22 protein-coding genes are annotated in these 22,916 nt (G+C 56.5%); 7 read left to right on the top strand and 15 right to left on the bottom strand.

Annotated features, from left to right (window positions below):
* Positions 1 to 28: 28 nt before the first annotated feature.
* Positions 29 to 1,024 (bottom strand): helix-turn-helix domain-containing protein, encoded by a 996-nt coding sequence (locus IG617_RS00355; protein WP_192106283.1) that lies wholly within the window; start codon positions 1,022 to 1,024, stop codon positions 29 to 31.
* Between the two features lie 268 nt (positions 1,025 to 1,292).
* Between IG617_RS00355 and IG617_RS00360 the strand changes: the two genes are divergently transcribed.
* From IG617_RS00360 to IG617_RS00370, 3 genes are all read left to right on the top strand, one after another.
* Positions 1,293 to 3,278 carry a TonB-dependent receptor domain-containing protein gene (locus tag IG617_RS00360; protein WP_192106285.1) on the top strand — a complete coding sequence of 662 codons (1,986 nt, stop codon included), beginning with the start codon at positions 1,293 to 1,295 and terminating at the stop codon, positions 3,276 to 3,278.
* A 78-nt stretch (positions 3,279 to 3,356) separates the two neighbouring features.
* Complete coding sequence (locus tag IG617_RS00365) at positions 3,357 to 3,644, top strand: DUF2218 domain-containing protein (RefSeq protein ID WP_192106287.1); 288 nt, start codon at positions 3,357 to 3,359, stop codon at positions 3,642 to 3,644.
* Positions 3,645 to 4,220: 576 nt separating this feature from the next.
* Complete coding sequence (locus IG617_RS00370) at positions 4,221 to 6,188, top strand: TonB-dependent receptor domain-containing protein (RefSeq protein WP_192106289.1); 1,968 nt, start codon at positions 4,221 to 4,223, stop codon at positions 6,186 to 6,188.
* Between the two features lie 101 nt (positions 6,189 to 6,289).
* On the opposite strand, the gene IG617_RS00375 is transcribed toward IG617_RS00370, so the two are convergent.
* The 12 genes from IG617_RS00375 to IG617_RS00430 all read right to left on the bottom strand — a co-directional run bounded on the left by IG617_RS00375 (position 6,290) and on the right by IG617_RS00430 (position 16,693).
* A complete protein-coding gene (locus tag IG617_RS00375; protein ID WP_192106291.1) occupies positions 6,290 to 7,048 on the bottom strand; it encodes an iron ABC transporter ATP-binding protein in 759 nt (252 codons plus the stop codon).
* A complete protein-coding gene (locus IG617_RS00380; protein WP_338109925.1) occupies positions 7,045 to 7,986 on the bottom strand; it encodes an iron chelate uptake ABC transporter family permease subunit in 942 nt (313 codons plus the stop codon). The genes IG617_RS00375 and IG617_RS00380 overlap by 4 nt, the downstream gene beginning before the upstream one ends.
* On the bottom strand, positions 7,979 to 8,968 hold the full coding sequence (locus IG617_RS00385; RefSeq protein ID WP_254170396.1) for an ABC transporter permease: 990 nt from the start codon (positions 8,966 to 8,968) through the stop codon (positions 7,979 to 7,981). The genes IG617_RS00380 and IG617_RS00385 overlap by 8 nt, the downstream gene beginning before the upstream one ends.
* A 15-nt stretch (positions 8,969 to 8,983) precedes the next feature.
* Positions 8,984 to 9,892 carry a siderophore ABC transporter substrate-binding protein gene (locus tag IG617_RS00390; protein ID WP_192106294.1) on the bottom strand — a complete coding sequence of 303 codons (909 nt, stop codon included), beginning with the start codon at positions 9,890 to 9,892 and terminating at the stop codon, positions 8,984 to 8,986.
* A 138-nt stretch (positions 9,893 to 10,030) separates the two neighbouring features.
* On the bottom strand, positions 10,031 to 10,660 hold the full coding sequence (locus IG617_RS00395; protein WP_254170412.1) for a TetR/AcrR family transcriptional regulator: 630 nt from the start codon (positions 10,658 to 10,660) through the stop codon (positions 10,031 to 10,033).
* Positions 10,661 to 10,792: 132 nt separating this feature from the next.
* Positions 10,793 to 11,509: a ferric reductase gene (locus tag IG617_RS00400; RefSeq protein ID WP_254170397.1), complete on the bottom strand. Its 717-nt coding sequence runs from the start codon at positions 11,507 to 11,509 to the stop codon at positions 10,793 to 10,795.
* On the bottom strand, positions 11,496 to 11,993 hold the full coding sequence (locus IG617_RS00405; protein ID WP_153769907.1) for a peptidase associated/transthyretin-like domain-containing protein: 498 nt from the start codon (positions 11,991 to 11,993) through the stop codon (positions 11,496 to 11,498). Before IG617_RS00405 ends, IG617_RS00400 begins: the two co-directional genes overlap by 14 nt.
* Before the next feature lie 178 nt (positions 11,994 to 12,171).
* On the bottom strand, positions 12,172 to 13,353 hold the full coding sequence (locus tag IG617_RS00410; protein ID WP_192106297.1) for a cytochrome-c peroxidase: 1,182 nt from the start codon (positions 13,351 to 13,353) through the stop codon (positions 12,172 to 12,174).
* Entirely contained in the window at positions 13,350 to 13,760 is a 411-nt protein-coding gene (locus IG617_RS00415) for a hypothetical protein (protein ID WP_192106300.1), read from the bottom strand. Before IG617_RS00415 ends, IG617_RS00410 begins: the two co-directional genes overlap by 4 nt.
* Positions 13,757 to 14,584, bottom strand: coding sequence for an amidohydrolase family protein (locus IG617_RS00420; protein WP_192106302.1), 828 nt, complete (start codon positions 14,582 to 14,584; stop codon positions 13,757 to 13,759). Before IG617_RS00420 ends, IG617_RS00415 begins: the two co-directional genes overlap by 4 nt.
* 130 nt (positions 14,585 to 14,714) lie before the next feature.
* Positions 14,715 to 16,100, bottom strand: a complete 1,386-nt coding sequence (locus IG617_RS00425) for a multicopper oxidase family protein (protein WP_192106304.1) — start codon at positions 16,098 to 16,100, stop codon at positions 14,715 to 14,717.
* Positions 16,101 to 16,222: 122 nt separating this feature from the next.
* Positions 16,223 to 16,693: a YbaK/EbsC family protein gene (locus IG617_RS00430; protein WP_192106306.1), complete on the bottom strand. Its 471-nt coding sequence runs from the start codon at positions 16,691 to 16,693 to the stop codon at positions 16,223 to 16,225.
* 108 nt (positions 16,694 to 16,801) lie between these two features.
* On the opposite strand from IG617_RS00430, the gene IG617_RS00435 reads away from it, so the two are divergent.
* On the top strand, positions 16,802 to 17,056 hold the full coding sequence (locus IG617_RS00435) for a hypothetical protein (RefSeq protein ID WP_192106308.1): 255 nt from the start codon (positions 16,802 to 16,804) through the stop codon (positions 17,054 to 17,056).
* An 83-nt stretch (positions 17,057 to 17,139) separates the two neighbouring features.
* Here IG617_RS00435 and IG617_RS00440 read toward each other — a convergent pair whose 3' ends face one another.
* On the bottom strand, positions 17,140 to 18,300 hold the full coding sequence (locus IG617_RS00440; protein WP_192106310.1) for an NAD(P)/FAD-dependent oxidoreductase: 1,161 nt from the start codon (positions 18,298 to 18,300) through the stop codon (positions 17,140 to 17,142).
* 120 nt (positions 18,301 to 18,420) lie between these two features.
* Here IG617_RS00440 and mnmC2 point away from each other — a divergent pair, with 120 nt between their 5' ends.
* Positions 18,421 to 19,161, top strand: coding sequence for a tRNA (5-methylaminomethyl-2-thiouridine)(34)-methyltransferase MnmC2 (mnmC2, locus tag IG617_RS00445; protein ID WP_192106312.1), 741 nt, complete (start codon positions 18,421 to 18,423; stop codon positions 19,159 to 19,161).
* 3 nt (positions 19,162 to 19,164) lie between these two features.
* Here the strand turns inward: mnmC2 and IG617_RS00450 are convergent, their stop codons facing one another.
* Positions 19,165 to 19,914, bottom strand: coding sequence for an SDR family oxidoreductase (locus IG617_RS00450; RefSeq protein ID WP_192106315.1), 750 nt, complete (start codon positions 19,912 to 19,914; stop codon positions 19,165 to 19,167).
* Between the two features lie 370 nt (positions 19,915 to 20,284).
* Here IG617_RS00450 and IG617_RS00455 point away from each other — a divergent pair, with 370 nt between their 5' ends.
* Positions 20,285 to 21,559 carry an MHYT domain-containing protein gene (locus IG617_RS00455; RefSeq protein ID WP_192106317.1) on the top strand — a complete coding sequence of 425 codons (1,275 nt, stop codon included), beginning with the start codon at positions 20,285 to 20,287 and terminating at the stop codon, positions 21,557 to 21,559.
* Positions 21,560 to 22,049: 490 nt separating this feature from the next.
* Positions 22,050 to 22,916, top strand: coding sequence for an FAD binding domain-containing protein (locus IG617_RS00460; RefSeq protein ID WP_192106319.1), 867 nt, complete (start codon positions 22,050 to 22,052; stop codon positions 22,914 to 22,916).

Here is a 22,916-nt window from a genome sequence, read left to right on the forward strand (position 1 = left end):
GCCTGTCCGGTTTATAAGCCTGATTTTATTAAACGATTTGCTTTGGTGTCAGGCCAAATTCTCTTTTGAACGCGGTTGAGAAGTTGGCAGGCGAGGAATAGCCGGCGATGTGCGCTGCCTCGGCGATCGTGAGCCCATCCCGTTCCAGGGCTGTCCTTGCTTTTGCCAGACCGAACTTCCGAATGAAGCGGGAGGCTGACAGTCCGTAGGCGCGTGAGATCAGCCGCTGCAGTGAATTCTGACTCATGCCGATGTGCCGGGCGAGTTCTTCGACCGTGAGGCAATTGCCGCGTTGATCGTCAAGAAAGGTCTCGATTTCCAGCAATCTATGCCGGTCCTGTCCATCTATTGCTTTGACAGGTGGATCTACAGGGCACTCCGAGAAGTGCTGGAAGGCCTCATCCAGCAACCCGTAGACCCGTGCGGTAATATAAAGACGGTGCTGAAAAGGCGATCTGTTCGGAGCGGCGATGATCTGTTCTGCCAGGCCAATTGCATGGGTGCTGGGAACCCAGCTCAAGCTCGAGACATGCGTCTCAGCGAACTCCTTGAAAATATGGAACCTGGGGTCAGACCGATCCAAATGGGCGAAGAGCCAGTCGTGCGAAATGGAAATGGTCACCTTCTTCAGGCGGACACCTTTGCGCGCATGCCTCACAAATTTTTCAATGCGGTTTTGCGAGAACACGGTTGCGATCGGTGACCAATGACGCGCGTCATCGTCATAGGAAGGCATTGGTATTTTGAAGTCGCCGACAAAGGCGTCGACGTGCCCCTCCAGAAACACGGAGGCGCTTAATCTGGGACCGCATTCGGTCTCAATTTTGAGGTCGTGCAGATCTTCAGCGTTCGAATAATGAACCGATAGCCCTTCCTCAACGTCCATGAACCCGATTGCACCGCGCAGAACCTCATCGCTTGTCTCAAGCGAAGGCCCGACCCAACGCATGTGTTGAGCGCCAGGTTGATCCATAAGGTCTTCTTTTGTGACGTAGTGCTTATGGCGATCAAGCGGAACAAACATGAGATTCAAGTGTCCAGAACGGGGCAGGTCGAGGGGCGGGGGCTCATTCGCTGTGTCACTGACGCTCCCCATAAGATCCTAATAGAGAAAGCACTTTTGCCATAAATTCAGTTTCGCAAAAGAGTTTGAGTGACACGCAAACGCCTTCGGAATTGTTTGAGTGTGACGCTGCCTTTATCAAATACATGATGTTTTTAGTCAAGTTTAAGTCCGGTTGAGGAGGCCTGAAGCCGCCGCGGCTGGACTGACGAGGGTTGGGGTTTGAAAAATGAAACGTAGAATCGTGAGGCAAGCGGCCATCTTGGCATCCGTCAGTGGTCTGACCCTTTCGGCAGTGGCCGCCGCCGCCCAGGATGTGCAGCAGCTGGAGACCATTGTCATCAAAGATGACGGCTCTGAAGAATTCGAGACCCTTGAAACCAGCTCCAACATCAGCCGCGACGAAATCGAGCAAACACAGCCGGTTGACCTGAAACAGCTCTTCCAGGGCACGCCATCAGTGGCGACCGCAGGGGGCAGTCCGGCTTCGCAAAAAATCTATGTGCACGGCATTGATGAGTCCAAACTCAATGTAACGGTCGATGGAGCCCGGCAGAAAAACAACGTCTGGCATCACAATGGCAGCTTGGGCATCAATCCTTTGTTCCTGAAATCTGTCGGGATAAATGACGGTGTGGCGCCGGCCGACGGCGGCCCAGGCGCGCTCGGAGGCAGCGTCGATTTTGAAACGGTCGACGCAGTGGATCTTCTCAAGGAAGGCCAGACTCTGGGGGGATTGGTTTCCTTCGGCTACGACACAAACTCGATGACGCTGACTGGAACAACCGCTGCTTATGGCGCTTCCAAGGGATTTGAGTATCTGGGTGCCATCACCCGGGGCGAGGGGCAGGATTATGATGACGGCGACGGGTTCACGGAACTCGGCACCGCGACCGATCTCTGGAATGGCCTTGGCAAGTTGGCTTATCAGAGCCTTGAGGGCCACCGGTTTGAAGCGACCGGAGAATACTACAGGGATGACGGCTATCGGCGCCTGCGCACCAACATGGGAGCCGTTGGAACCGACTTTAATGACAACCTTTATGAGCGGCTGACGGCGACCTTCAAGTACACTTTGGAGGGGGCGAGCGGAAACTTCGACCCTGAAGTGCTGCTTTACTACAATCAGAACACACTCAACCGTCCCAACAATTCCGGTTACACGCGGGCAAGCGGAGATTTCAATTCCGATCTGCAATCGATCGGCGGCCATCTGCAGAACCGGTTTCATTTTGGTTTGGGGACTGTGACAGCCGGTGTCGATTTCTACCATGATCAGGTCGATATCGAGCGCTTCCATTTTTCGACAGACGCGGCTGAAGACATCACCAATGTGGGCGCATATGTGCAGACACGCCTCACCCCTATCGAGAAGCTGGATGTTTCAGCCGGTCTGCGCGCCGATTTTCAGAGCTATCATTCGGTGGACGACCAGACGTTCGATAATTTCGGTCTCTCGCCCAACGTAAACCTCGGTTATGAAATCATCGACGGCCTGAAACTTACCGGTGGCTATGCGTATGTATTTGGAGGCATCGAGCAAGCCGAAGCAGCTCTGTTCCACTCCATTGATTACACCTATGCAGACGATTTGAACCCGACGACGGCTCACAATGCAAAAGTTGGATTGTCTTACGAATACAAAGGCCTCGTCGTCGGCGCCGACCTTTTCTATACAAAGATGTTCGACACGACCACATATGAATATGGCGCCGGATTTACGACTGCGGAGCGCGTCAACGGCGATGACTTGATCTCGAAGGGCTTTGACATCTCAGCTCGCTACAACTGGAAGAACGCTTACGTTTCTGCCGCCTATACCCACACCGATGTTGAGTATGGAGACCGCATACCGCTCTTCGGCGACTCAAACAGTGGCGTTCCGGTCGGAGACATGCTGTCGCTTGGTGCTGGATACACGTTCCAAGACTGGAATCTGACGCTTGGCGCTAACGCGGAAATAGCCTTCGAGTATTCCAATCAGGATCTGGAAGACAACGGGTATGACAACCCTATCCCGGGATATGAGGTCGTAAATATCTTCGCCCAATGGGCACCGAAGCTCGGTGACACGGATTTTACGCTTCGCGGCGAAGTCAACAACCTGTTTGACGAAACCTATTACAGCCGGGGAAGCTACAGCACGACGAGCCGTGTGACGCCGGTCAATTCACCAGGACGGAGCTTCTTCTTGACGGCAACAGCCAAATTTTAAGTTTGCAGATCAAGCTCTTCGCGTGAGCCGGGGTCTCCCGGCTCACTCTTTTATGTTCAAGAATGGATAGCCAGGGCAATGATAGTCGTCACGTCGACAGCGCATACCGCCTCAGCCTCAAAATACCTCCAGCAACTTTGCAAGCACTTTGCCCACAAGGTTCCCGCAGATTGGGATGCCAACAAGGGGGAGGTGTCATTTCCGTTCGGCTTCTGCCAGATGTTCGCCACCGACGCGAGCCTCACAATCCGCTGTGAAGCAGATGAAGATCAAAGCATGGCTCGGATGAAGGGTGTCATCGACAGTCACATTGAGCGGTTCGCTTGGCGAGAAGAGCTGAAGCTTGAATGGCGACCGACAGCTTAAAGATGCTTGATTGCTTGGCTTAAGTTGCCAGCGGAAAAGGCGCGCAGTTGCAGAGACACTGTGCGCCTTTCATTGGTCTTGCAGCTGGCGAGACTGATTAGCCAGCGATTGGATCCGATCCGATCTGAACCCCTGAATTTCCTCCAGTTTTGTTTAGCGCCCGTCTCAGTCAGGAGGCGGGCGGAACGACGCCTGCGCAGCTCACAGAAGATCATTTCACCGGGCTTTTACAGCGCCAGGATGCCGGGGTGAAGGCAGCGGAGGTCTGCCGTAACCACAGTGTTTCGGAAGCCATATTTTTCTCGCAAGAATGACATCTTGTATTCCGCTCGGGTCTCGAGAGTAGAGTTTAAAATATTGAAATAATTAGTGAAAATACGACTCGTATCCTTTGAATATTTTTCACTTTTAGCGATTTTGACGCGCGTAAAACATTATTTCAAACAGTGTTTTACATGACTATTTAACTCATGTATAAACTCCGCTGTGCCGTGCAACTGGGGGCGGTTCGAGCCATGTTCGGCTGTTCTGCCGAATTCAGCTGATCTTGAAATTTCAAAAACAAAGGAATTGGCCATGCTTGAACGCGTGCGTCTTTCGCTGCTGCTTGCCGGCACAGTCTTACAATCAGCGCTTTTTGTCGGGAGCGTAAATGCACAGGATGCATCGGATGCCCCAACGGCCAGCGGTGAAGTGACCCTGGACACCATTCGGGTGTCTCCAGATGCGGCCGACCGGTTCGATAAGCATCAAGGCAGTGCTGACCGGGCGCAGTCGATCTACATCGCGATCGAGGAAATTCAGCGAACGGATCCCCAGACCTTGCGCGACTTGTTTGCCGGAAACGCTTCGATTTCGGTCGGCGGCGGCATCCCGACGGCTCAAAAAGTGTTTGTAAACGGCATCGATGAAAACAACCTGGCGGTCTCGGTGGATGGCGTCCAGCAGGGAAACCGGATTTTTCATCACACGAGCACCAACTACATTGACCCAGCGCTTCTGAAGGCGGTTCGGGTCGACCCGGGCGTCGCGCCTGCAGATGCTGGCTTCGGTGCTCTCGGCGGCTCGATTGTCTATGAGACGGTCGATGTCCAGGACCTCCTGATCAACGATCGGAACTTTGGCGCCTTCGCGACGCTGAGCTATGAGACCAACGGCAACACATTCACTGAGAGCGCTGCAGCTTATGGGCGTTATCAGGGCTTTGAGCTGCTCGGTTTTGCCAAGTTTGCAAATGGCGATGACTATGAGAATGGCGATGGATGGGAAGTGCCAGGCACCGCAGCTGAGTTCTCGAGCCTTTTGGCGAAAGGCGCTTATGAAACTGGTACGGGCTACCGGTTTGAGCTCAGTGCGCAGCAAATCATCGATGATGCGCTTCGTCCGTACCGCGCCAATATCGGCGGATTGAACGGAACGTCTGCCACCCGCGTTTACGATACAACACGGCGCAATTTTTCCTTCAACTTTGGCAAGGAAGAGATTGAAGGCCTCTGGAATCCAAAGGTCGTCGTTGGCTACAGCGAGAACAGCTTCAAGATTCCCGAGCCTTACGACAGTGAATCCACCGGTGGCACCTGGACTGCGAAGGCCGAAAATGTTTTCGAAATCAGCGAAGGCAATACGGTCACAACCGGTGTCGATTTCATTTCTCAAACCTCGGATTACAGTGATCCAAGCGAGGCTTATACCGAAAAGGTCTCCAATATTGGCGGCTACGCGCAAGCCCGCTTAACCCCGATTGACCGCCTCAAGGTCTCGTTCGGTGGCCGTGCTGATGGGAACTATTTCGAGGGAAAAGATGGAACCAATCTCGACAATTTTGGCCTGAGCGGAAACGCATCGGCTGAAGTCGAAGTCATCAACGGCATTTCTGTCAATGCGGGTTACTCCAATGTCTTTGGCGGCATCGATCTTGAGGAGAGCTTCGAATATTGGCGGACATGGGACTATTCGAACCTGGATCCGGTTCGGTCTGATAACGTGACTGCAGGTCTGAAGTATGAGAACACGGGCTGGTTTGCTGGCGCTGATGTGTTCAACACACGGTTCTGGGACTACCGTGATGGGGCCAGCAATGTTGACTTCAGCAGCTGGGGCTACAAGCTCTCGGGCGGTTACAACTGGGGCAACGGCTTTGTAAAACTGTCCTACGCCGATACACGCCTCAGCCTCGCTGATAGTGCTTTTGAATCCTACTATCTGATCAATATAGGCGCTGCAGTCGGCCAGATCATCTCCGGTGAAATTGCTCATACGTTCAACAAGTACGACCTCACCCTTGGTGCCACCCTGGATGCTGCCCTGGCGTATGACGGCTTTGTTTCGGCCGGTTATGGGACGGTCGATCCTTACACGGTCGTCAGCGCCTATGCGGAATACAAGCCTGAGCAATACGACTTCCTGTCCCTCAGGCTCGAAGCGAACAATATCTTCGACCAGACCTATTCTGATCGGGCAACCTATGGCGGAGAATACGACTCGATCACGCCTCTCTATGAGCCGGGCCGGTCGTTCCGTTTGATGGCAAAACTGCGATACTGATTGGTTTTAATCTCTTGAGATCGGCCTCAGGAACGAGGCCGGTCAGACCTGCCACTTTTAAGACAAAGAGAGCAGCATCGACCTAGCCGGTGCTGCTTTTTTCAGACGTGGTGCAGGGCCATCTTCAGACCGTCGACGGCCTTGACCTTGACGCTCATGTCATAGATCCGGGAAATGGCTTCCTCGGTCATAAACTCATCGGTCCTGGAGTGGGCGGCGACCTCACCGTTTTTCAAGGCGATGATTGTGTCCGCATGAGCAGCCGCGTAGTTGATCTCATGCAGCACGACGACGATCGTCTTGCCGTGGTTGTCGGCAAGATCGCGCAACTGATGCATGAGATTGCGGGCAAAATGCATGTCCAGATTGTTGAGCGGCTCGTCCAGGAGAAGATATTCCGTGTCCTGTGCATAGGCCATCGCCACAAGAACGCGTTGTCGCTGTCCGCCGGACAATTCATCGATGAAGCGCTCTGCAATGTCAGCGAGGTCAAAGACATTCAAAGCGGCTTGAACCTTGTCATGGTCCAGGCTGGTTGCGCGACCCTGGTGATGTGGGAACCTTCCAAACCCAACCATGTCTTGCACGGTAATTCTGGATGCCACATGGGTGTCCTGCCGCAAGATCGCCAGCTTTTTCGCAAGCTCCCTTGAAGGCGTTTGTCGGATGTCCATGGCATCGAAAGAGATCTTGCCAGACTGAAGGGGAAGCAGCCTTGCCATCAAAGCAAACAGTGTTGATTTGCCTGCTCCGTTTGGACCAATCAGTGCGGTGATGCCGCCTCTTTTGATTGTGAGCGAGACGTCCTTCAAGATTGGCGACTTGCCATGATGGAAGGTGACATTTTCGATTTCGATCAAACTCGAACCCTCCTCAGGATTAGAAACAGGAACACCAATCCGCCGAGGAATTCGACGACAATACTCAACGTCGCCCCCAACCCGAGTACGCGTTCGAAGATGGCCTGACCGCCGACCAGAACGATGATGGAAATCAGGATGGACGACAGGAAGATCGGACCATGATGATGCGTTTTCGTCACTTCATAGCTGATTGCGCTGACCAGAAGTCCGAAGAAGGCGACCGGCCCGACCAGCGCCGTTGAGGTGGCGATCAGCGCTGTGACCAACGCAAGCCCCACCATCAGCTCGCGTTTGTAGTTGAGACCAAGACTGATGGCCTGTTCGCGCCCCAGAGCCATCACGTCCCAAACATTGCGCTTGTGCCAGGCCAGGGCGCAGCACGCGAGAACCAATGGCGTTGCAAGAGCGATAAGAGTGGTGTCCACCTTGTTGAAGCTGGCGAACAAGGATCCTTGAAGTACCGAAAATTCATTTGGATCGATCATCCGCTGCAGGAGCCCGGTAAGGCTTCGAAAAAGGACGCCGAACACAACGCCAACCAGAAGCATGCGAAACAGGTCATGCATGCCTTGGCCAATCAGACTGCCGAACAGCGCCAGGGACGCTGCGGACAACAGGCAGAGTTCCAGGGCGAACTTTAACTCCGGCGCGAGCGACGCAAACCCGAAGCCGCCAAGGATGAACACAAGTGCAGTCTGCAACAGGATGTAGAGCGCATCAAAACCCATGATCGACGGCGTCAGTATCCGGTTGCTCGTCAGGGTCTGGAAGACGATGGTGGCAACCGCGATTGCTGTGGCGACAAGGACGAGCGCGACCAGCTTCGTGCCTCTGAAAACCAGGATGAAATCCCAATTCCCACGGGCGCCAAGGACCATGAAAGCAGTGATTGAAAGGAGGGTGCACAAGCCAAGAATGCAGAAGGTTCTAGCCACGGCGAGCTGGCCTCGCAAACAACAGCCAGAGGAAAACGCCTGTGCCGAGGACGCCAAAAATTGTTCCCGCGGGAATCTCGTAAGGGTAGCGTATCAGGCGGCCAATAAGGTCACTTGCGAGCACAAGAGCGCCCCCCAAGATAGCGACAAGAGGCAAGGTTTCCTTGGTATTGTCGCCGCGGAATCGGCTGATGATATTCGGCACAACCAGTCCGACAAAAGGCAGCATGCCGACCGTGAGAACCGTAAAAGACGTAATCAGGGCGACGATGCTCAGGCCGGCGATCATGACGGCCCGGTAGCTCAGTCCGAGACCATGTGCAGTGTCCTTCCCAAACCCGGCGACCGTGAATTGATCAGCATAGAAATAGGCAGCCAGAGCGGCCGCACCGGACGCCCAAAGCAATTCATAGCGGCCTTGGAGAACCCCGGAAAACTCGCCATTCATCCAGACGGAGATGTATTGAAGCAGATCATTTTCATAAGCGATGAATATCGAGATAGACCCGATTATTCCGCCGTAGACGATGCCAGTCAGGGGAACGAGGAGAGGTTGGGTCGGAGGCAGCCTGCTCACCAATGCGAGGAAGATTGCCGTTCCTGCAAATGCCGCGGCGCTGGAAATCGCCATCTTGGCCAAAAGGGGAGCGCCCGGAACCAGAAGCAGTGTTGCCAACAACCCAAGGGCTGCGCATTCGCCGGTTCCGGTTGTGGCCGGTTCTACGAAGCGGTTGCGGACCAGCGTCTGCATAATGACGCCAGCGACAGCCAAAGACGCTCCGGTAAGGATGGTCGCCAGTGTCCTGGGCAATCTGCTGACAAGCAAGATGTCGCCACTTTCGCCGCGGCGAAAGAGGTCGAGAGCTGACACATTCGCTGCTCCGGTCACGAGGCTCCCGGCGACCAGTCCGAGAAGGACAACCGCAAGGACAATCGGCCAAAGTGCCGATGTCCGTTGCAAGGGAGCAAAGTGATGGCGCAAGCTATTGGTATCCGACTAGTCGGCTTTCTGGAATGCCGCTGAAATTTCCGCCAAAGTGCCCATCAGCGATTGATAGCCACCTGCCGCAATGTAGATCTTGCTCGCATCAAGAAAGATAACCTGTCCGGACTTCCAGGCCGTGGTTTCGGCAACCAGTTTGTTGTCGAGAGTCTCGGCCGCCAACGTTGCGTCTTGACCAATCGCAGCAGCACGATCAATCACGATAAGCCAATCCGGGTTCGCATCTCGAATGAACTCGAAGGAAACCGCTTCGCCGTGGGTCGACGATTTAACGTCTTCGATCACCGGCTCGATTCCCAGTTCTGTATGGAGCCAGCCGAAGCGAGACCCTTTGCCATAGACGCTGATCTTTGGTCCGTTTGTCAGCACTATGAGAGCTTTCCCGGCAACGGTGCTTTGTGTTTTTACTGCATTGACGGCGCTATTGAGATCATCTTCCAATTTTTGAGCAGCGTCTTCCTTGCCAAACAGTGCCCCATAAGCGTGCAGCCGTGTGATCGCCTGTGTCAAAAGGCCATCGCCCCAAATCGTCATATCGATGGTCGGTGCGAATTCTGAAAGCGCGTCAACTTGTTTGGAGGATCGCCCACCTGCGACAATCAGATCAGGCTGCAGGGCATTTATGGCTTCAAAGTCAGGTTCGAAGAGTGACCCTACTTTCTCGGCGTCTTTAGCCACAGGCTTCAGGTAGTCGACATAAACCTGTTCAGGCGTTCCAGCGACCGGAACCCCGAGGGCGTTCAGTGTGTCCAGGGCTGCAATGTCGAAGACAACCAACTTCTGGGGACCGCGTGGGACATCGACATTTCCCGTGGCGGTTTCGATCGACAAGGTATCAGCGAGCGCAATTTGACTCCCGAGCCCACACGCCAAAATAACAGCAGCCCAACGAAATGCGCGCATTGTCGTCTCCATATCTGGACGCCTGGCTATGTCTATCGATTGGCTGAGCGTTCGTTTTGAATTGCGGCTTTACGAAAGCCGAAAATTGAAGTCGTCCGGTGATGCCAAAAGTGGGCTGGTTTTACAAGAGCATTAAACTCAGGTTTTGCCTGCGATCCGCATCAGGTAGGCTTCTACCCCCGCAAACAAGAAGTCCCGGACAGCTGAAAACTGCATGTCGTTCTTGCGCTCGGCGTTCATCGTCGGCATCGCAGCAACAGATGTTGTAAACATCAGACGTAGAAGTGTTTTAATCTCAATGTCCTGCCCCTGGTTCTCAGGAATGCTTTCAGCCAACAAAGACATCAATTTGGAGAGGCCCGGCGCGCTAAAATCCTGGGCTTTCTCTAGAACTTCTTCCTGCTCAGCAGCGGCTCTTTGAATAAGAAGAATAAAAGGATCCAGCTGCCCGGTTTCCGAATTGAAACCCAGATGCGCCAGAGCGTCAAAATAGGCCGCTGTCAGATCACGCACCTTGGGACGTGCTCCCGCGGCATTCTTCTCGACGGCATTCACCCTTGCCAGAAGTTCAGCATCCAATTGTGAGAACCGGTCTTTCAACAACTCCAGCAGAAGCTCTGATTTGCTGCCGAAGTAATAGTTCACAGAAGCAACATTGGCCTCGGAGGCGTCCGTAATTTGTCGGACAGAAGTCGACGCAATCCCATTTGACGCCATCAGATGTTCTGCGTTCCGAAGAATGCGTTGTGCCGTTGTTTCCGAGACCATTTCCACTCCCCATTTCCCCCCATCGATTTAGACTGATTGATGGAAAATTTCAAACGTTGTTTGAATGGTTTGATGCTGTCCTGAAAACGGGTCTGGAATTTCTCGGCAATGGCAGGTCTCAAGCTGAGGAAGTCACGATCTTGCGGAAAGGTCAGAAGCCGTTCCATGGGCCTTTTGGGCCAAAGCCTCTCGCTTGCGGCGTGGTTTGATCACCCGAAGGTAGAGGGTAACTGCGGCTGTGGTGAGCACAGCGCAGCTGCAAAGGACGATCTTCGACAGGCTGCCCATTGTGCCCTCGATCAGAAGGGCATGGGCGACACTGGTCGCCACCACGCCCGCGACCAGGGCGTTGTGGATGATGCGCCAGGCCAATGGGCGCAGGCGGAGGTGCTTTCGAAAAGCCACCAGCACAACCGTCAGGACGAGGCCCCACATGGCGGCCACACCGTAGATGGAAAAGGGAGTTGGCGAGACCAGAAGCAGGGCATCAAGGGCGTCCGGCGGGCTGGTGATGTAAAGCCCGCCAATGTGGACCGCCACGGCCGCCACAATCAGAAAGCCGGCGACACGATGCCACCGGCGACCGTGTAGACCGGTCAGACCAGGAAGAAGGCCTGCTGCCAGAAGCGGCTGGACGAAGAGGAGCGCCAGCGACAGCGCGCCAGCAAGTCCTGCCGCGATGTAGACTGCGCTGCGGCCGACGATGTATGGGCTCGCAGCGGCAATCAGAACCGGCCAGAGCGAAAGTCCCGCCACTGCTGCCCAGACCAAGCAGCCGGCGAGGCGCCGGGTGACGGCTTGCTTGTTGTCTGGCAGCACGCCTTGGCGCTCGGCGTCAGGCTGATGCAAGGACGAAATGGGCCTGGACGCTGGTATCGCTTCTGCTGCCCATCACGGGGCGCAGAAATACCGTTTTGAAGGCTCCGTCATCATAGGCCAGATGCGCATGAGGCTGGCCGAAGTTGGGCAGAATCTGGGACATCTCGAGCCGGAAGGTTCCGTCGGCGGCGGTCAAAACGCTGCCATGGTTGCTCGGTTCGCGCTCGCCGCCGCGCTCAGTAGCCGCCCAGATCTGAATGCGCACATTGGAAAGGGGCTCACCGCCGCCAGCCTTTCTGACTGTTCCAGAGACCCAGAAACCCTTGCCCAGATTGTCGACCAGCGGTGCGTTTGGACTGTAGTTGTTGCTGCCGCCGCGCATGGAGGCTGTCGGAGCCACACCGGTTGCCGCATTTGCTGCGGACACGAGGCCCAAAGGAGGACGGATGAGGGAGGCGCTGCAGAGACCAGCACCAATCAGAAAGGAACGACGGTTGTAGGCTGGGGCTTTCATGCCTGTTTCTCCTTCGAATAACTTGACGCTTTGCCCGATGCCAAATGAACCGAGAGCGGTGGGGCGCGAATGGAAACACCACGGTGTAAGTATAGAGCTCTTGCGGGCCGAAGTAATGTCAGCGGCGTGGATTTCTCTTCACGTTTTCTCGAACAAGGTTGTCGATCGATAGCGCGGACTAATCTCCGGCCGCAGAAGCGACAGGTGCGGCGGTCAGCGTGTGCAGAAACGCAACGATGTCCGCGCGTTCTTGCGCCGACAAATCGAGCGGCCTCAGAAGAGTTTCGCCGTCCGAGTGGAGACGGTCCATGTTCATGTCGGAGTAATGGTCGACAACATCCTCAAGCGTCGCCAGGCTGCCGTCATGCATGTAGGGAGCGGTCGCGCCAACATTTCGCAAGGAGGGCACGCGATAGGCACCCCAGTTGCTGTGAAGGAAGGCTGCGTAGGCGCTTGGCGCTTTGGCCGCGAGCGCCTGGTCTTCGTCGCTATGGGGGCCGAGACGGTTGAGCTTGCTCTCGCGAAAGGCTTTCAGGCCGCCGTATCGCCCGGTGTCGACCCGATCTGCTGCTGCAAAGTGCTTGATACCGATGCTATGAAACTCGCCATTCGTGAACAGCGGGCCGAAATGGCAGATGCTGCATTTGCCCTTGCCGGTGAAGATCTTCAGGCCGCGTTTGGCAGCATCGGGGTAGGCGACCTGACCGGCTGTGGCACCCGTAACGAGTGCATCACGATAATCATCAAAACGCGTGCGAGGGGTCCGCAGTGTCTCTTGATAGGCTGCCAGGATCTTGCCCGTGTTGACGAGAATGGCCTCCGGTGTCTCATCAGCCGGGTTGGTCTGGGTCGCCTGCTCATATCGCGCGGCCAGATCTTCCTGGCCAGCCATTTGAGCGGCGATGTCAGCGGCCGTTGCTGCCATCTCCAGGTCGTTGAGAATGGGATGTATGCTCTGGCCCCAAAGTGTGTCGGACCGTCCGTCCCAGCCAAACCAACGAAAATTCGCGAGATTGGCGATCGCGGGCGCATTGCGATCAACTTCGCCGATGCCCGTGCTTCTCTCAAGACCGTCGGTGAAACCGAGTTCTGGTACGTGACAGCTTGTGCAGGAGAGATTTTCGTCGCGCGAAAGTCGAGGGTCCGAAAACAGGTCCTTTCCGAACGCAATCGCGGTTTGGTCGCCAGAAAAGCGATTGGAAGGGTCGGGAGTGGGATTCAGCGGCCAGGGACCATTTGCACTGATCATCGCCCGTTCGTCGGAGGTGAAACGATCGTTGGCGTGAGCCGCCGTCCTCGCAAAAAAGGACGAACTTGCAACGCAGATCAATAGGGCAATGGACGCTGCCCGGCCGGTCATGGCTTGAGGTCAACGGCTGCAGTCAGCCGCTCGCTTTGATCGGAGCTCCGGACATCCACGACGAACTCCCATTCCCCGGGCATGTGCAAGAGCATCCCTTCGGCGAGATATCGTCCATCGTCCAAACGTGAGAGTTCCGGCTCATAATTCATGCCATGGCCATGGGCTGGCATGCGGGCGTTTAAACGGATGACCTCCATGCCTGCCGCCGCCTCGCAGATCTCAAGGGTCAGCGCAAAGGGCTCACCGACCTCAAGAGCAGATGGCGGTGGCGTGGCGTGCAGAACTGCGGTGTCGCCCTTGATCAAAAGACCTGTCTCATCGCCGCAATCTGCAAGTGCCGGCGCAACCGAGAGCAAGGCCGCCATCGCGACAAAGCAGATTGCTCTGGCGATATTCGCCGTCATTGGCTGTTCGACGCGGTCAGGAGTGCCTCCGCATTGCGGTGGCCAATGTTTGCGGCGAGCTCCGGCGGCAGGGTGGCAAGCCATTCCCGGCTCCAGTCCGCGTTTGCGGCGATATAGGGCCAGCGTTCTGGCGTATAGGTGTCGGTTCCGAGCATGAAGCGATCCGGAAAGTCTTCAAAGAGCTTCTGCCAGTCTTCGTCCACCGCGCTTCCAGACGCGTGGTCTGATCTAAAGGCAAGGTCGGCCCAGAGCGTGTCATATTGCTCCAGAACTGCGCGGATCTCATCCGGACTGTCAAACCCCGAGTGGGCCCAGAGAACTCGTGCTTCAGGAAAATGCTTGAAAATCAGGTGGACCGCTTCGGCGTCCGAATGAGCGTGCAGGAACAGATCGTACTGCCGTGCCAGCGCGATGATGCCTTGCATCACGTCGCCGTTGATGTCCTCGCCATAGGCGTGAAACTCACCGATGCCGGCGTATTCATTGACTTCGAGACGGCTTCGGACGTGATCGAGGACAGTTGGATCATGCAGCCAGCTGCGTGTCTCGCCGCGGCGGCGATAGGGGCGCAGGACGGGCACAATCAGGTCAGGCGCTTCCTCGTAAAGCATCTGGGTGCCATCATCGCTGGAGCTTGAAACGAAAGCCTTGCGGATGTTGGCGTCCCTGAGGATCTCGATAGCCCTGGCGGGCGGAAAAATATCCCAGGCGTCGTGACTGTAGTGGATGTGTGCATCCGCGATCGTCAATTCTTGCGCCTGTGATCCGAGCGGCGAAAGCGACAGCAGGCCGATTGCGAAAAAAGTCGATATTTGCCTAATCATAGCCAGAACCCCGATGAACCTGAATTAAGGTTATAATGGCCTTGTGCCGCGAGACCAGAGGATCCGCAGCAATAAAATGTATCAAGGCCGGGCATTTGATTACATTGCCGGGACCAGAGCGGAAGCTCTTTCAAGCATCAACACGGATGTAGCCGGTGAGGCCTGTCTTCTGGTGTTCGATTACATGGCAATGGAAAGCCCAGTTGCCCGGATTGTCGGCCACGAGCGAGACTTCCATGGTTTCTTCGGCCAGGAGAAGCGCCGTATCCGTCACCAGCGGAGGCAAGGCCCGCTTGTTCGATCGCAGCAGCTTGAACGACAGACCATGCAAGTGGATGGGATGGGCGTTGGGAGTCTCGTTGCGGAACCGCAGGATATAGGATTTCCCAAGCCGCATGAGCGCAAGCGGTTCAACCGGGTTAGGCGTGTCACCCTCCCAGGCGACGCGGTTGATCGACCAGAATGTGTATCCGAGGCTGCCGCAGATGCCGGGCTGGGGCGCCGTGCTCTCCGGCGACCAGCCGAAAACGAAATCGAGAACCTCTGCATTTGCAAGATCGGCTTCTGGCACGGGGTTGGGAGCCAGTGGGCGCAGCTCGGAAAGGCTTCTGCCGGCGCTGGTTCCAATTGCGCGAAAACGGGCGATGACCTTCGGGCCCTTGGCTGAGCGCCGGGTCAAGGTGACGATCTCGCCCTCGGTTTCGGGAACACGCAGGGCGATGTCCGCCCTTTGTCCCGGTGACAGCACGATGCCTTCCGGGGCAATCGGCTTCGAAAGCGGATTGGAATCAAGCGCGATGACGGCAGCATCAGCCTTGCTGAGATCATAGGTGCCGACCCGCGTGAGGTCGGTGACAGCGAGCCGCAGGCGGGTGAGGCTGCCGGCAGGCAGATCATAGACCGGCTCACTCTGCCAGTTCACTGTCGACACGGTGCCAAGCGTACCGCCTCTTGCAGCATTGCGCGGCTTAAAGAGGCTGGTGAATTGGCCATCACCGGCGAGGCGAAAGTCACGAATGTTCAGCGGCAGGTCCTGATCGAAGCCGGGATCTTCTGTCTCTTCCACAACCATGACACCGGTCAGACCCCTGGCCATCTGTTCCAGCGTGTTGCAATGCGGATGATACCAGAACGTGCCTGCATCGGGTGCGACGAGCGTGTAGCGAAACTGCTCCCCGGGCTCAATGGGCTGCTGGGTCAGATAGGGGACACCGTCCATGCGGTTGTCGATGCGCAGGCCATGCCAATGCACGATGGAGGCCTCATCCAGCTGATTGACCACATCGATGGTGAAGGCTTCACCTTGCTTGAGCCGAAGCACAGGTGGTGGTCCGCCCGCCCCAAATCCCATCATGTTTTCCGTGACGGTATCGGGCAGGAGGCTGTGGCTCAGCGTTTTGATCGGCAGCGTCAGGTCCGCGGCGCTCGCATGGTTCGCAATCAGACTTCCGCCGGCAAAGGCCGTCAGAGTTCCTGCACTGCCAAGGAGAAACTCCCGGCGGGACATGCCAAGCATTTGGGGCCTCATCGTTTGTTGATGAAAACTATCCTAGCAGGCTCAAGTTTTCCTGCAACGAGTTCGAAGGCGCCCAATCGCCGCATCCGCTTACATATGATGTGCAAGAACGCTGGCAGTTCTCAGCTGGCAGGGTCCTGACAAACATCGACCCAGGTGCCTGACGTGATCTCCGCCATGCGGACCGGTGAAACGCGGACCGCTGCGTTGGTTGCGCCCGCCGCAGGGATGACTTCGTCAAAGGCCTTGAGGCTCTCGTCCAGGTAGACTTTCAGGGGGCTGGCGAGACCGAAGGGGCAGACACCGCCGACAGGGTGACCCGTTATCTCCTCGACCTCTTCACGGCCCAGCATTTTGACCTTGCCGCCAAATGCGGTCTTGGCCTTCTTGTTGTCCAGCCGCGCATCGCCGCGCGCAACAACGAGGAAAACCTCGTCCTTCAATCGAAAGGACAGTGTCTTTGCGATCTGTGCCGGCTCAACACCATGGGCTGCTGCGGCGAGCTCAACCGTCGCGCTGCTGGCATCTGTCTCGAGGACGCGAAGCTCCGGCGCAGCCTCGGCAAGATGGTTGCGAACGCTGTTGAGGCTCATTTCATGCTTCCTTGATTGGCACTAGAGCGGCAGAGAGTAATGTCTTGGAAGAGGTGAACAAGGACGAATGGAGCAGAAGCGGTACGCCCTTTTTAGGCGGCAGTTGATGTGGAAAATTTACAAAAGATTAACCAACCTGTTTTACGCGCCGTTAAACTTGGCCTGGCTAGGGTGTTCTCGCAGATTACACCCGAACTTCGGAGTTTCCTGGCCATGGCTTTCACGGCTGCACACATCGGCGAAACCAGACGGAAGTCGCCGCCGGCGCATGCTTTTTTGGTCGTTAAGAACGTTCTGTTCTGGGGCTCCATGGCCTTGACTGGCTATCTTCTGTTTTTCATGGCAAGCTTGGTGTTTGGCTGATCCAAGCCGTAATCGCTAGTTTCTGAAGGGCGCCAATTTGGCGCCTTTTTTATTTTGATCGAGCAATTTAGAACCTGACTTCTTCAACGCGTGTGGTCTTGGCCGAATTCCGAAAAATGGTGTCCAGGCAAGTAGCTCGGCGGAAGTGAAATCTCGGACTCCTGTCCCATGAGCTCTGCGACCAGGCACTTTGCGATCAGATGGGCGATGCCGAAAGAAATCTTGAAGCCACCGGTGGCTGCGAAGACCCGTGAACTGTTGGGCAATTGGCCGACCAGGGCGTCGCGCTTGTTGCAGCGAGGGCGAATGCCTGCCCAAACCGTTAAAAGCTCGCGTCCCTTCAGAGCAGGGCAGAACGCCGTGGCACGTCGTATCAGCTCGTCGGTGCGTTCCGGGTCAACGGTCGCGGTGGTGAAGTCGCGATCTGATGTGCTGCCGACCGCGATTGTTCCATCGTCATGGGGAACAACGTAGAGGCCATCGCAATAAATGGCTGGGTGATTTTCGAGGCCGGCCCCTTCCAGCAGGAGCGCTTGCCCCTTTTCACCACGCCCGATCATCTCACCGGTGAGGGCTTCAATCTGCTTGAAACAGGCAGGGCCGCTCGCGAGAACCAGTCTGTCGGCGGCAAGCTTTTGTCCCATGTTTGAAAGGTGCAATGAGCCAGATGCTTCATCGTATCCTTCATAGGCTGTCCCCTCGAGCAGCAGGCCGTGGTCTTGGACATAAGAGGCAAGCGCACCCAAATACGCTCTTGGCGAGATCCGGGCCGCAAGGGTTTCATAGACAATGCCGAAAGGTGCAGCATCGGCGCAAAGCCAGTCAGATCGGCTGCCGGCAGGTTCGACTTCATAGCTAAAGCCGGTGTTCTGGGGCTGCCAGCGCTCCAGCGCTTCCTCTGCGCGCTCAATATGATGATCCAGTTTATCCTGGGTGGTCAGTGGAAGGATCCGGCCGCAGCGCTTGTAGCCCGTGGTAAGGCCTGTCTCAGCTTCCAGCACACGTGCGTGGGCTTCGAGACTGGAAAGTGCCTGGAACTGAAACTCCTTTTTGGGGTTCCAGCGCGCTGGCATATGCGGCATGAGCGCCCCCAGAAGTCCGCCGCTCGCACCGGCGCCCACCTTGTCTGCCTCCAGCACGACAACGCTCATGCCCTGTTGAAGGGCCTCATAAGCGATGGAGAGGCCGAATATACCTCCTCCAACCAAGGCAAGATCATAGCGTTTGAGCAGGGCAGTGGGCATGGCGGGCCTTTCGCCCAGCAAGCTGGGGACGGTGGACAGACAAGCAACGGACTTTATCCGCCGGAACTGCCCGCTTAAAAGGACAGGCGGAAGAACTCAAGAGCTGCCGGACACCACCCGATGAGCAAAACGACATCAAAGCCACCTGATACAGTGTCGGCGTTGCATTCAGCGCCTGACCTCGAGTGGCTGGAGGAAAACGTGCCAAGAGCATCTGCCTTTCAGGATACCTATTTCTCTCGCGCTGGCGGACTCGAAGAAACACGCCACGTCTTCCTGGGCGGCAATGGTCTTCCGGAGCGCTGGCAGGATCGCGAGACTTTTGCAATCGCCGAGTTCGGTTTTGGAACTGGGCTGAACTTTCTCACCACGCTTCAAGCGCTGCGTAGGCTTGGAACGGCTCCAAAGCTGACATTTCTGTCGTTCGAATTGTTTCCAATGACCAAAGATCAGCTGGAACGTGCGCTGGGCGCCTTTCCGGAACTGGCAGCTGAAACGAAAGAACTTCTTCAGACATGGGCTCCGGAACCCGGTTGGTGTCGCTTCGCCTTCGAGGGCGCCGAGCTTCTTTTGGCGGTCGGTGATGCGCGGGAGATGGTCGACGAACCTGTTCGCGGAAAGGTCGTCGTGCCTGAAATTGATGCCTGGTATCTTGACGGGTTCAGCCCCTCAAAAAACCCGGAGCTTTGGGGCGAGGAGTTGCTCAAAGCCGCTTTTAAGCTAACGGCAGTAGACGGCACCCTTGCGACTTACACCTCCGCCGGCTGGGTTCGCCGCAATCTTCAGACTGCCGGCTTTGCCATCAACAAGTGCAAGGGCTTCGCCGGCAAGCGGGAGATGGCTGTCGGAAAAAAAGGCTGAGGATCAGCCGCGTCCAACGAAGGGCATTTTTGTCGCCATGATGGTCATGAACTGCACATTGGCCGAAAGCGGGAGATCCGCCATATGGAGTACCGCGTCGGCGATATGGGACACATCCATCACCGGTTCGGGCATGACGCTGCCGTTCGCTTGTGGCAGACCTTGCGAGAAGTTGGCGGTCATCTCAGACGCTGCATTGCCAATGTCGATCTGGCCGCAGGCAATGTCGAACGGCCGTCCGTCCAGAGACAATGACTTCGTCAGCCCGGTGATGGCGTGTTTCGTCGCAGTATAGGGCGCCGAACCAGGACGAGGCACATGCGCGGAGATCGAGCCGTTGTTGATGATGCGTCCGCCTTGCGGGCTCTGATGGCGCATGATCTCGAAGGCCCCGCGTGCGATCAGAAACGCGCCGTGCAGATTGACGTTCAACACCGTCTGCCATTCCGCCACCGTGATTTCGTCGATGGTCTTCGCGGGCACGTTGTTTCCGGCGTTGTTGAAGCAGACGTCGAGCCGACCGAATCGGTGCTTGATCGCCTTGAAGAGGTCCTCGATCTGATCGGCATCCGAAACGTCGCAGGGAACGCAGAATGCATCCCCACCGCTTTCATCGGCGGTCTCCTGAAGGCGCTCCTGGCGCCGGCCCGTGAGGATGACGCTCGCGCCAGCTTGCAGAAACGCCTTGGCTGTTTGCCGTCCAATTCCCGAACTTGCGCCGGTGACGAGAACGGTTTTTCCTGCAAGGGCCATCGCTATTTCCTCCAGATGGATGGTTGAGAGACAAGAGATACCTTGCCAAAAGACACATGGACAAGGGCGGTTCGCGGTCCTGGATCTTGACCTTGCAATCAGGCAACAGCTTTAACGCGAGGTCTCGGTTGTGAATTTACGCCGATTTCTTTTCCACCCTTAGGTTCTGCTTGGTTTTGAGCGAGTATCGCTCGAAATTTTCTGTGATTTTCCGCGCGAATTTAAATTTTGAGCAGCTTTGTGAAACGCTGTTATTCTTTGAGGCGTGAATTTGTTTTTGTCTCGTTGCTTGGTGACGCAGCTTCAATAGTCTAAACTTCAATCTGGTTGGCAAGACGCTTAAACGACCGCATGAGGGAGGAGAGCCTGCATGTCCGTTTCGCACGAGCCCTGGCTCGTTGCATTGTCCCTGGTGGTTGCTTTTCAAGGCAGCTTCGTTGGCTTGAGCCTTTCTGTTCAGGTGACAGATGCGGTTGATCCGCGCAGAAGGTTGCTGCTTGCCGGCGCCGCTTTGACATTGGCCCTGGCGATTTGGTCGATGCACTTCGTCGGCATGCTCGCTGCGCAACTGCCCGTGGCCGTCGATTTTCTCGTGTTGCCGACGCTGCTCTCGTTTCTGGTGTGTGTTCTCGTCGTTGGTCTGGCCGTATTTGCCGCCAGCCATGGGTCTCTCACGGCCCTTCGTCTCGGCCTGTCAGCCCTGGTGATGGGGGCGGGTATCTGCATCATGCATTATCTGGGCATGTACGCCCTCCATGCGTCTTCGAACATGAGCCACGATCCCGTCTATATCGTTGCAAGTTTTCTCGTTGCCTTTAACGCTGCCGGCCTCGCGCTCTGGCTCTCCTTCGGCGTTGGCCGGCAGCCGCCAATGGTCGTTTCAGCCCTTGTGCTCGCACTTGCCATTTCGGCGATGCATTACACGGCGATGGCGGGCATGACGCTCACACCGCGCGACACGGTGGTCGGCTTCGGGTCACCGTCCGTTTCGCCCGGTACGCTTGCAATTGTGGTGGCATGCGTCGCCTTCCTGGTCTCGGGCCTCTTCCTTCTTGCCCTCGTGCCTGCCCGCGAGGAAGCGGTGGCTGGTTCGCAAAGCCTAGGCAGCGACTTCGAAGCAGCAGCGCAGAGCCTTGCTGCGAATGATGTTGACGCAGAAATGGAAGATGCCATCCCCGCGGAGGCAAGGGAGCAGGCGGCGGGAACTGATGCCAAGAGGCCGCCGGCGGGACTGCAGGCAGCGCCAGGTCAACGAGGAAGCTCCGGTTTCAAGCGAACGCTGCCGGTTGAGCGTGATGGTGTGAAATGCCAGATCGGTATTCAGGATGTTGTCTCGGTCCAGGCCGATGCGCATTACACCCAGTTGTTCGACGGAACACGAACGCTTTTCTGCCCACTGGCGATCAGTGAAGTCGAGCGGCTCCTGGATCCAAAACTGTTCAGCCGGGTGCATCGCAGCCATATCGTCAACCTCACGCGCGTGGATGGCTACAAGCGCGCCGGGGACAGCGGTGTGCTGACGCTGCAGGGCGAAGAGCCACACCAGGTTCCCGTCAGCCGTTCCCGTTGGAGCCGCGTGAAAGCCCGTCTCGCTGATCGCGATGATAGGGACAATGAGCTGCAGTCAACGGCCGCCGCGCAATAGCGCGCCAGCGTCAGGTTTCATGGCGGCTTCCCTATCGTGACACGTATAAGGTGTATGTGCGGTGCGTCCGAAATGCCCAGGAGCGGCATTTCGTGCAGATGCGTTCAAAGCCGTCCGAGTCTAGGCCATCACCACCTTCAGGTTTTGAGATTTTCCTATAAGTATCCGATTTATATGGAATTAATTTTCCTTGCGCCTTCGATCTAGGTCATGAAATGCGTCAATGTTACTGACGTATTTCGTGCGTAGATCTCGCAATCCATGCGTTTTTCGCTCCGTCCGTGCAGGCCTCGTTGTTTTTGCAGTGCACTGCTTTGCACCCTGTGGTCGGTTGTCGCAGTTGGCCCAGTCGATGCTGAAACGCCTCCGGTTCAATCCGCATTCGCGAGCGGATCCGCAGGCCGGCAAACTGGGAACGCGGTGACCACCTTGGAGAGGTTTAAGCTGATCGTCATCGCCTGACGGTTTGGCGAATGAGGGAGGGAAGCACGTGATCCCCGGAGAGTTTATCTATCACAGGCCGTCGTCTGTTGCGGAAGCCGTATCGCTTCTGGTCAGCCACGGCGATGAAGCTCGGCCTCTGGCCGGCGGACACAGCCTGATCCCCATGATGAAGCTGCGGATGGCAGCGCCTGAACATCTCATTGATTTGAGCGGCGTTGCGGATCTCAAGGGTATGCAGGAAGTCGGCGACACGATCGTTATCGGCGCCATGACAACCCAGCACGAATTGGTCAACTCGGATCTGCTGATTGCCAAGCTGCCGATCATTCGCGAAACGTCCCTGATGATCGCAGACCCTCAAATCAGGTACATGGGAACAATCGGCGGCAACGTTGCCAACGGCGATCCGGGCAACGACTTGCCTGGTCTTATGCAATGTCTGAACGCGGTCTACGTGCTCGCCGGTCCGGATGGTGAGCGGGAAGTCGCAGCTCGCGATTTCTACGAGGCGGCCTACTTCACGGCACTTGCTCCCGAAGAACTGGTGACGGCAGTCAAAATCCCGACCCCGCCGGCAGGCCATGGCTTTGCCTATGAAAAACTGAAACGCAAGGTCGGCGACTATGCGACCGCTGCCGCCGCCGTGTTGGTCACCATGTCCGGCGACACGGTTTCAAGCTGTTCGGTCGCGCTGACGAATGTGGCTGACACACCGCTTTATGCCGCTCAGGCGAGTGAGATCCTCAACGGGTCGACACTCGATGCAGACACGGTCACGCGCGCTGTCGCAGCAGCCGAAGCCATCACCATGCCGGCGGCCGATGGCCGTGGACCTGCCGAGTATCGCACGAAAATGGCCGGCGTCATGCTGGAGCGGGCTCTGGCCCGTGCCGCAGAACGCGCAAAAGGCTGA

It is taken from the genome of Roseibium polysiphoniae (genome assembly GCF_014842925.1).
In the GTDB taxonomy this organism is placed as follows: Bacteria; Pseudomonadota; Alphaproteobacteria; order Rhizobiales; family Stappiaceae; genus Roseibium; species Roseibium polysiphoniae.

Bases quoted from the DNA above. Each gene is read 5' to 3' on its own strand.
- IG617_RS00430 (WP_192106306.1), bottom strand. From the start codon at position 16,693: ATGAGCCTCAACAGCGTTCGCAACCATCTTGCCGAGGCTGCGCCGGAG.
- IG617_RS00395 (WP_254170412.1), bottom strand. From the start codon at position 10,660: ATGGTCTCGGAAACAACGGCACAACGCATTCTTCGGAACGCAGAACAT.
- IG617_RS00370 (WP_192106289.1), top strand. From the start codon at position 4,221: ATGCTTGAACGCGTGCGTCTTTCGCTGCTGCTTGCCGGCACAGTCTTA.
- IG617_RS00390 (WP_192106294.1), bottom strand. From the start codon at position 9,892: ATGCGCGCATTTCGTTGGGCTGCTGTTATTTTGGCGTGTGGGCTCGGG.
- IG617_RS00440 (WP_192106310.1), bottom strand. From the start codon at position 18,300: ATGCCCACTGCCCTGCTCAAACGCTATGATCTTGCCTTGGTTGGAGGA.
- IG617_RS00450 (WP_192106315.1), bottom strand. From the start codon at position 19,914: ATGGCCCTTGCAGGAAAAACCGTTCTCGTCACCGGCGCAAGTTCGGGA.
- IG617_RS00455 (WP_192106317.1), top strand. From the start codon at position 20,285: ATGTCCGTTTCGCACGAGCCCTGGCTCGTTGCATTGTCCCTGGTGGTT.
- IG617_RS00355 (WP_192106283.1), bottom strand. From the start codon at position 1,024: ATGTTTGTTCCGCTTGATCGCCATAAGCACTACGTCACAAAAGAAGAC.
- IG617_RS00415 (WP_192106300.1), bottom strand. From the start codon at position 13,760: ATGACGGCGAATATCGCCAGAGCAATCTGCTTTGTCGCGATGGCGGCC.
- IG617_RS00360 (WP_192106285.1), top strand. From the start codon at position 1,293: ATGAAACGTAGAATCGTGAGGCAAGCGGCCATCTTGGCATCCGTCAGT.
- IG617_RS00365 (WP_192106287.1), top strand. From the start codon at position 3,357: ATGATAGTCGTCACGTCGACAGCGCATACCGCCTCAGCCTCAAAATAC.
- IG617_RS00405 (WP_153769907.1), bottom strand. From the start codon at position 11,993: ATGAAAGCCCCAGCCTACAACCGTCGTTCCTTTCTGATTGGTGCTGGT.
- IG617_RS00420 (WP_192106302.1), bottom strand. From the start codon at position 14,584: ATGATTAGGCAAATATCGACTTTTTTCGCAATCGGCCTGCTGTCGCTT.
- IG617_RS00425 (WP_192106304.1), bottom strand. From the start codon at position 16,100: ATGCTTGGCATGTCCCGCCGGGAGTTTCTCCTTGGCAGTGCAGGAACT.
- IG617_RS00410 (WP_192106297.1), bottom strand. From the start codon at position 13,353: ATGACCGGCCGGGCAGCGTCCATTGCCCTATTGATCTGCGTTGCAAGT.
- mnmC2 (WP_192106312.1), top strand. From the start codon at position 18,421: ATGAGCAAAACGACATCAAAGCCACCTGATACAGTGTCGGCGTTGCAT.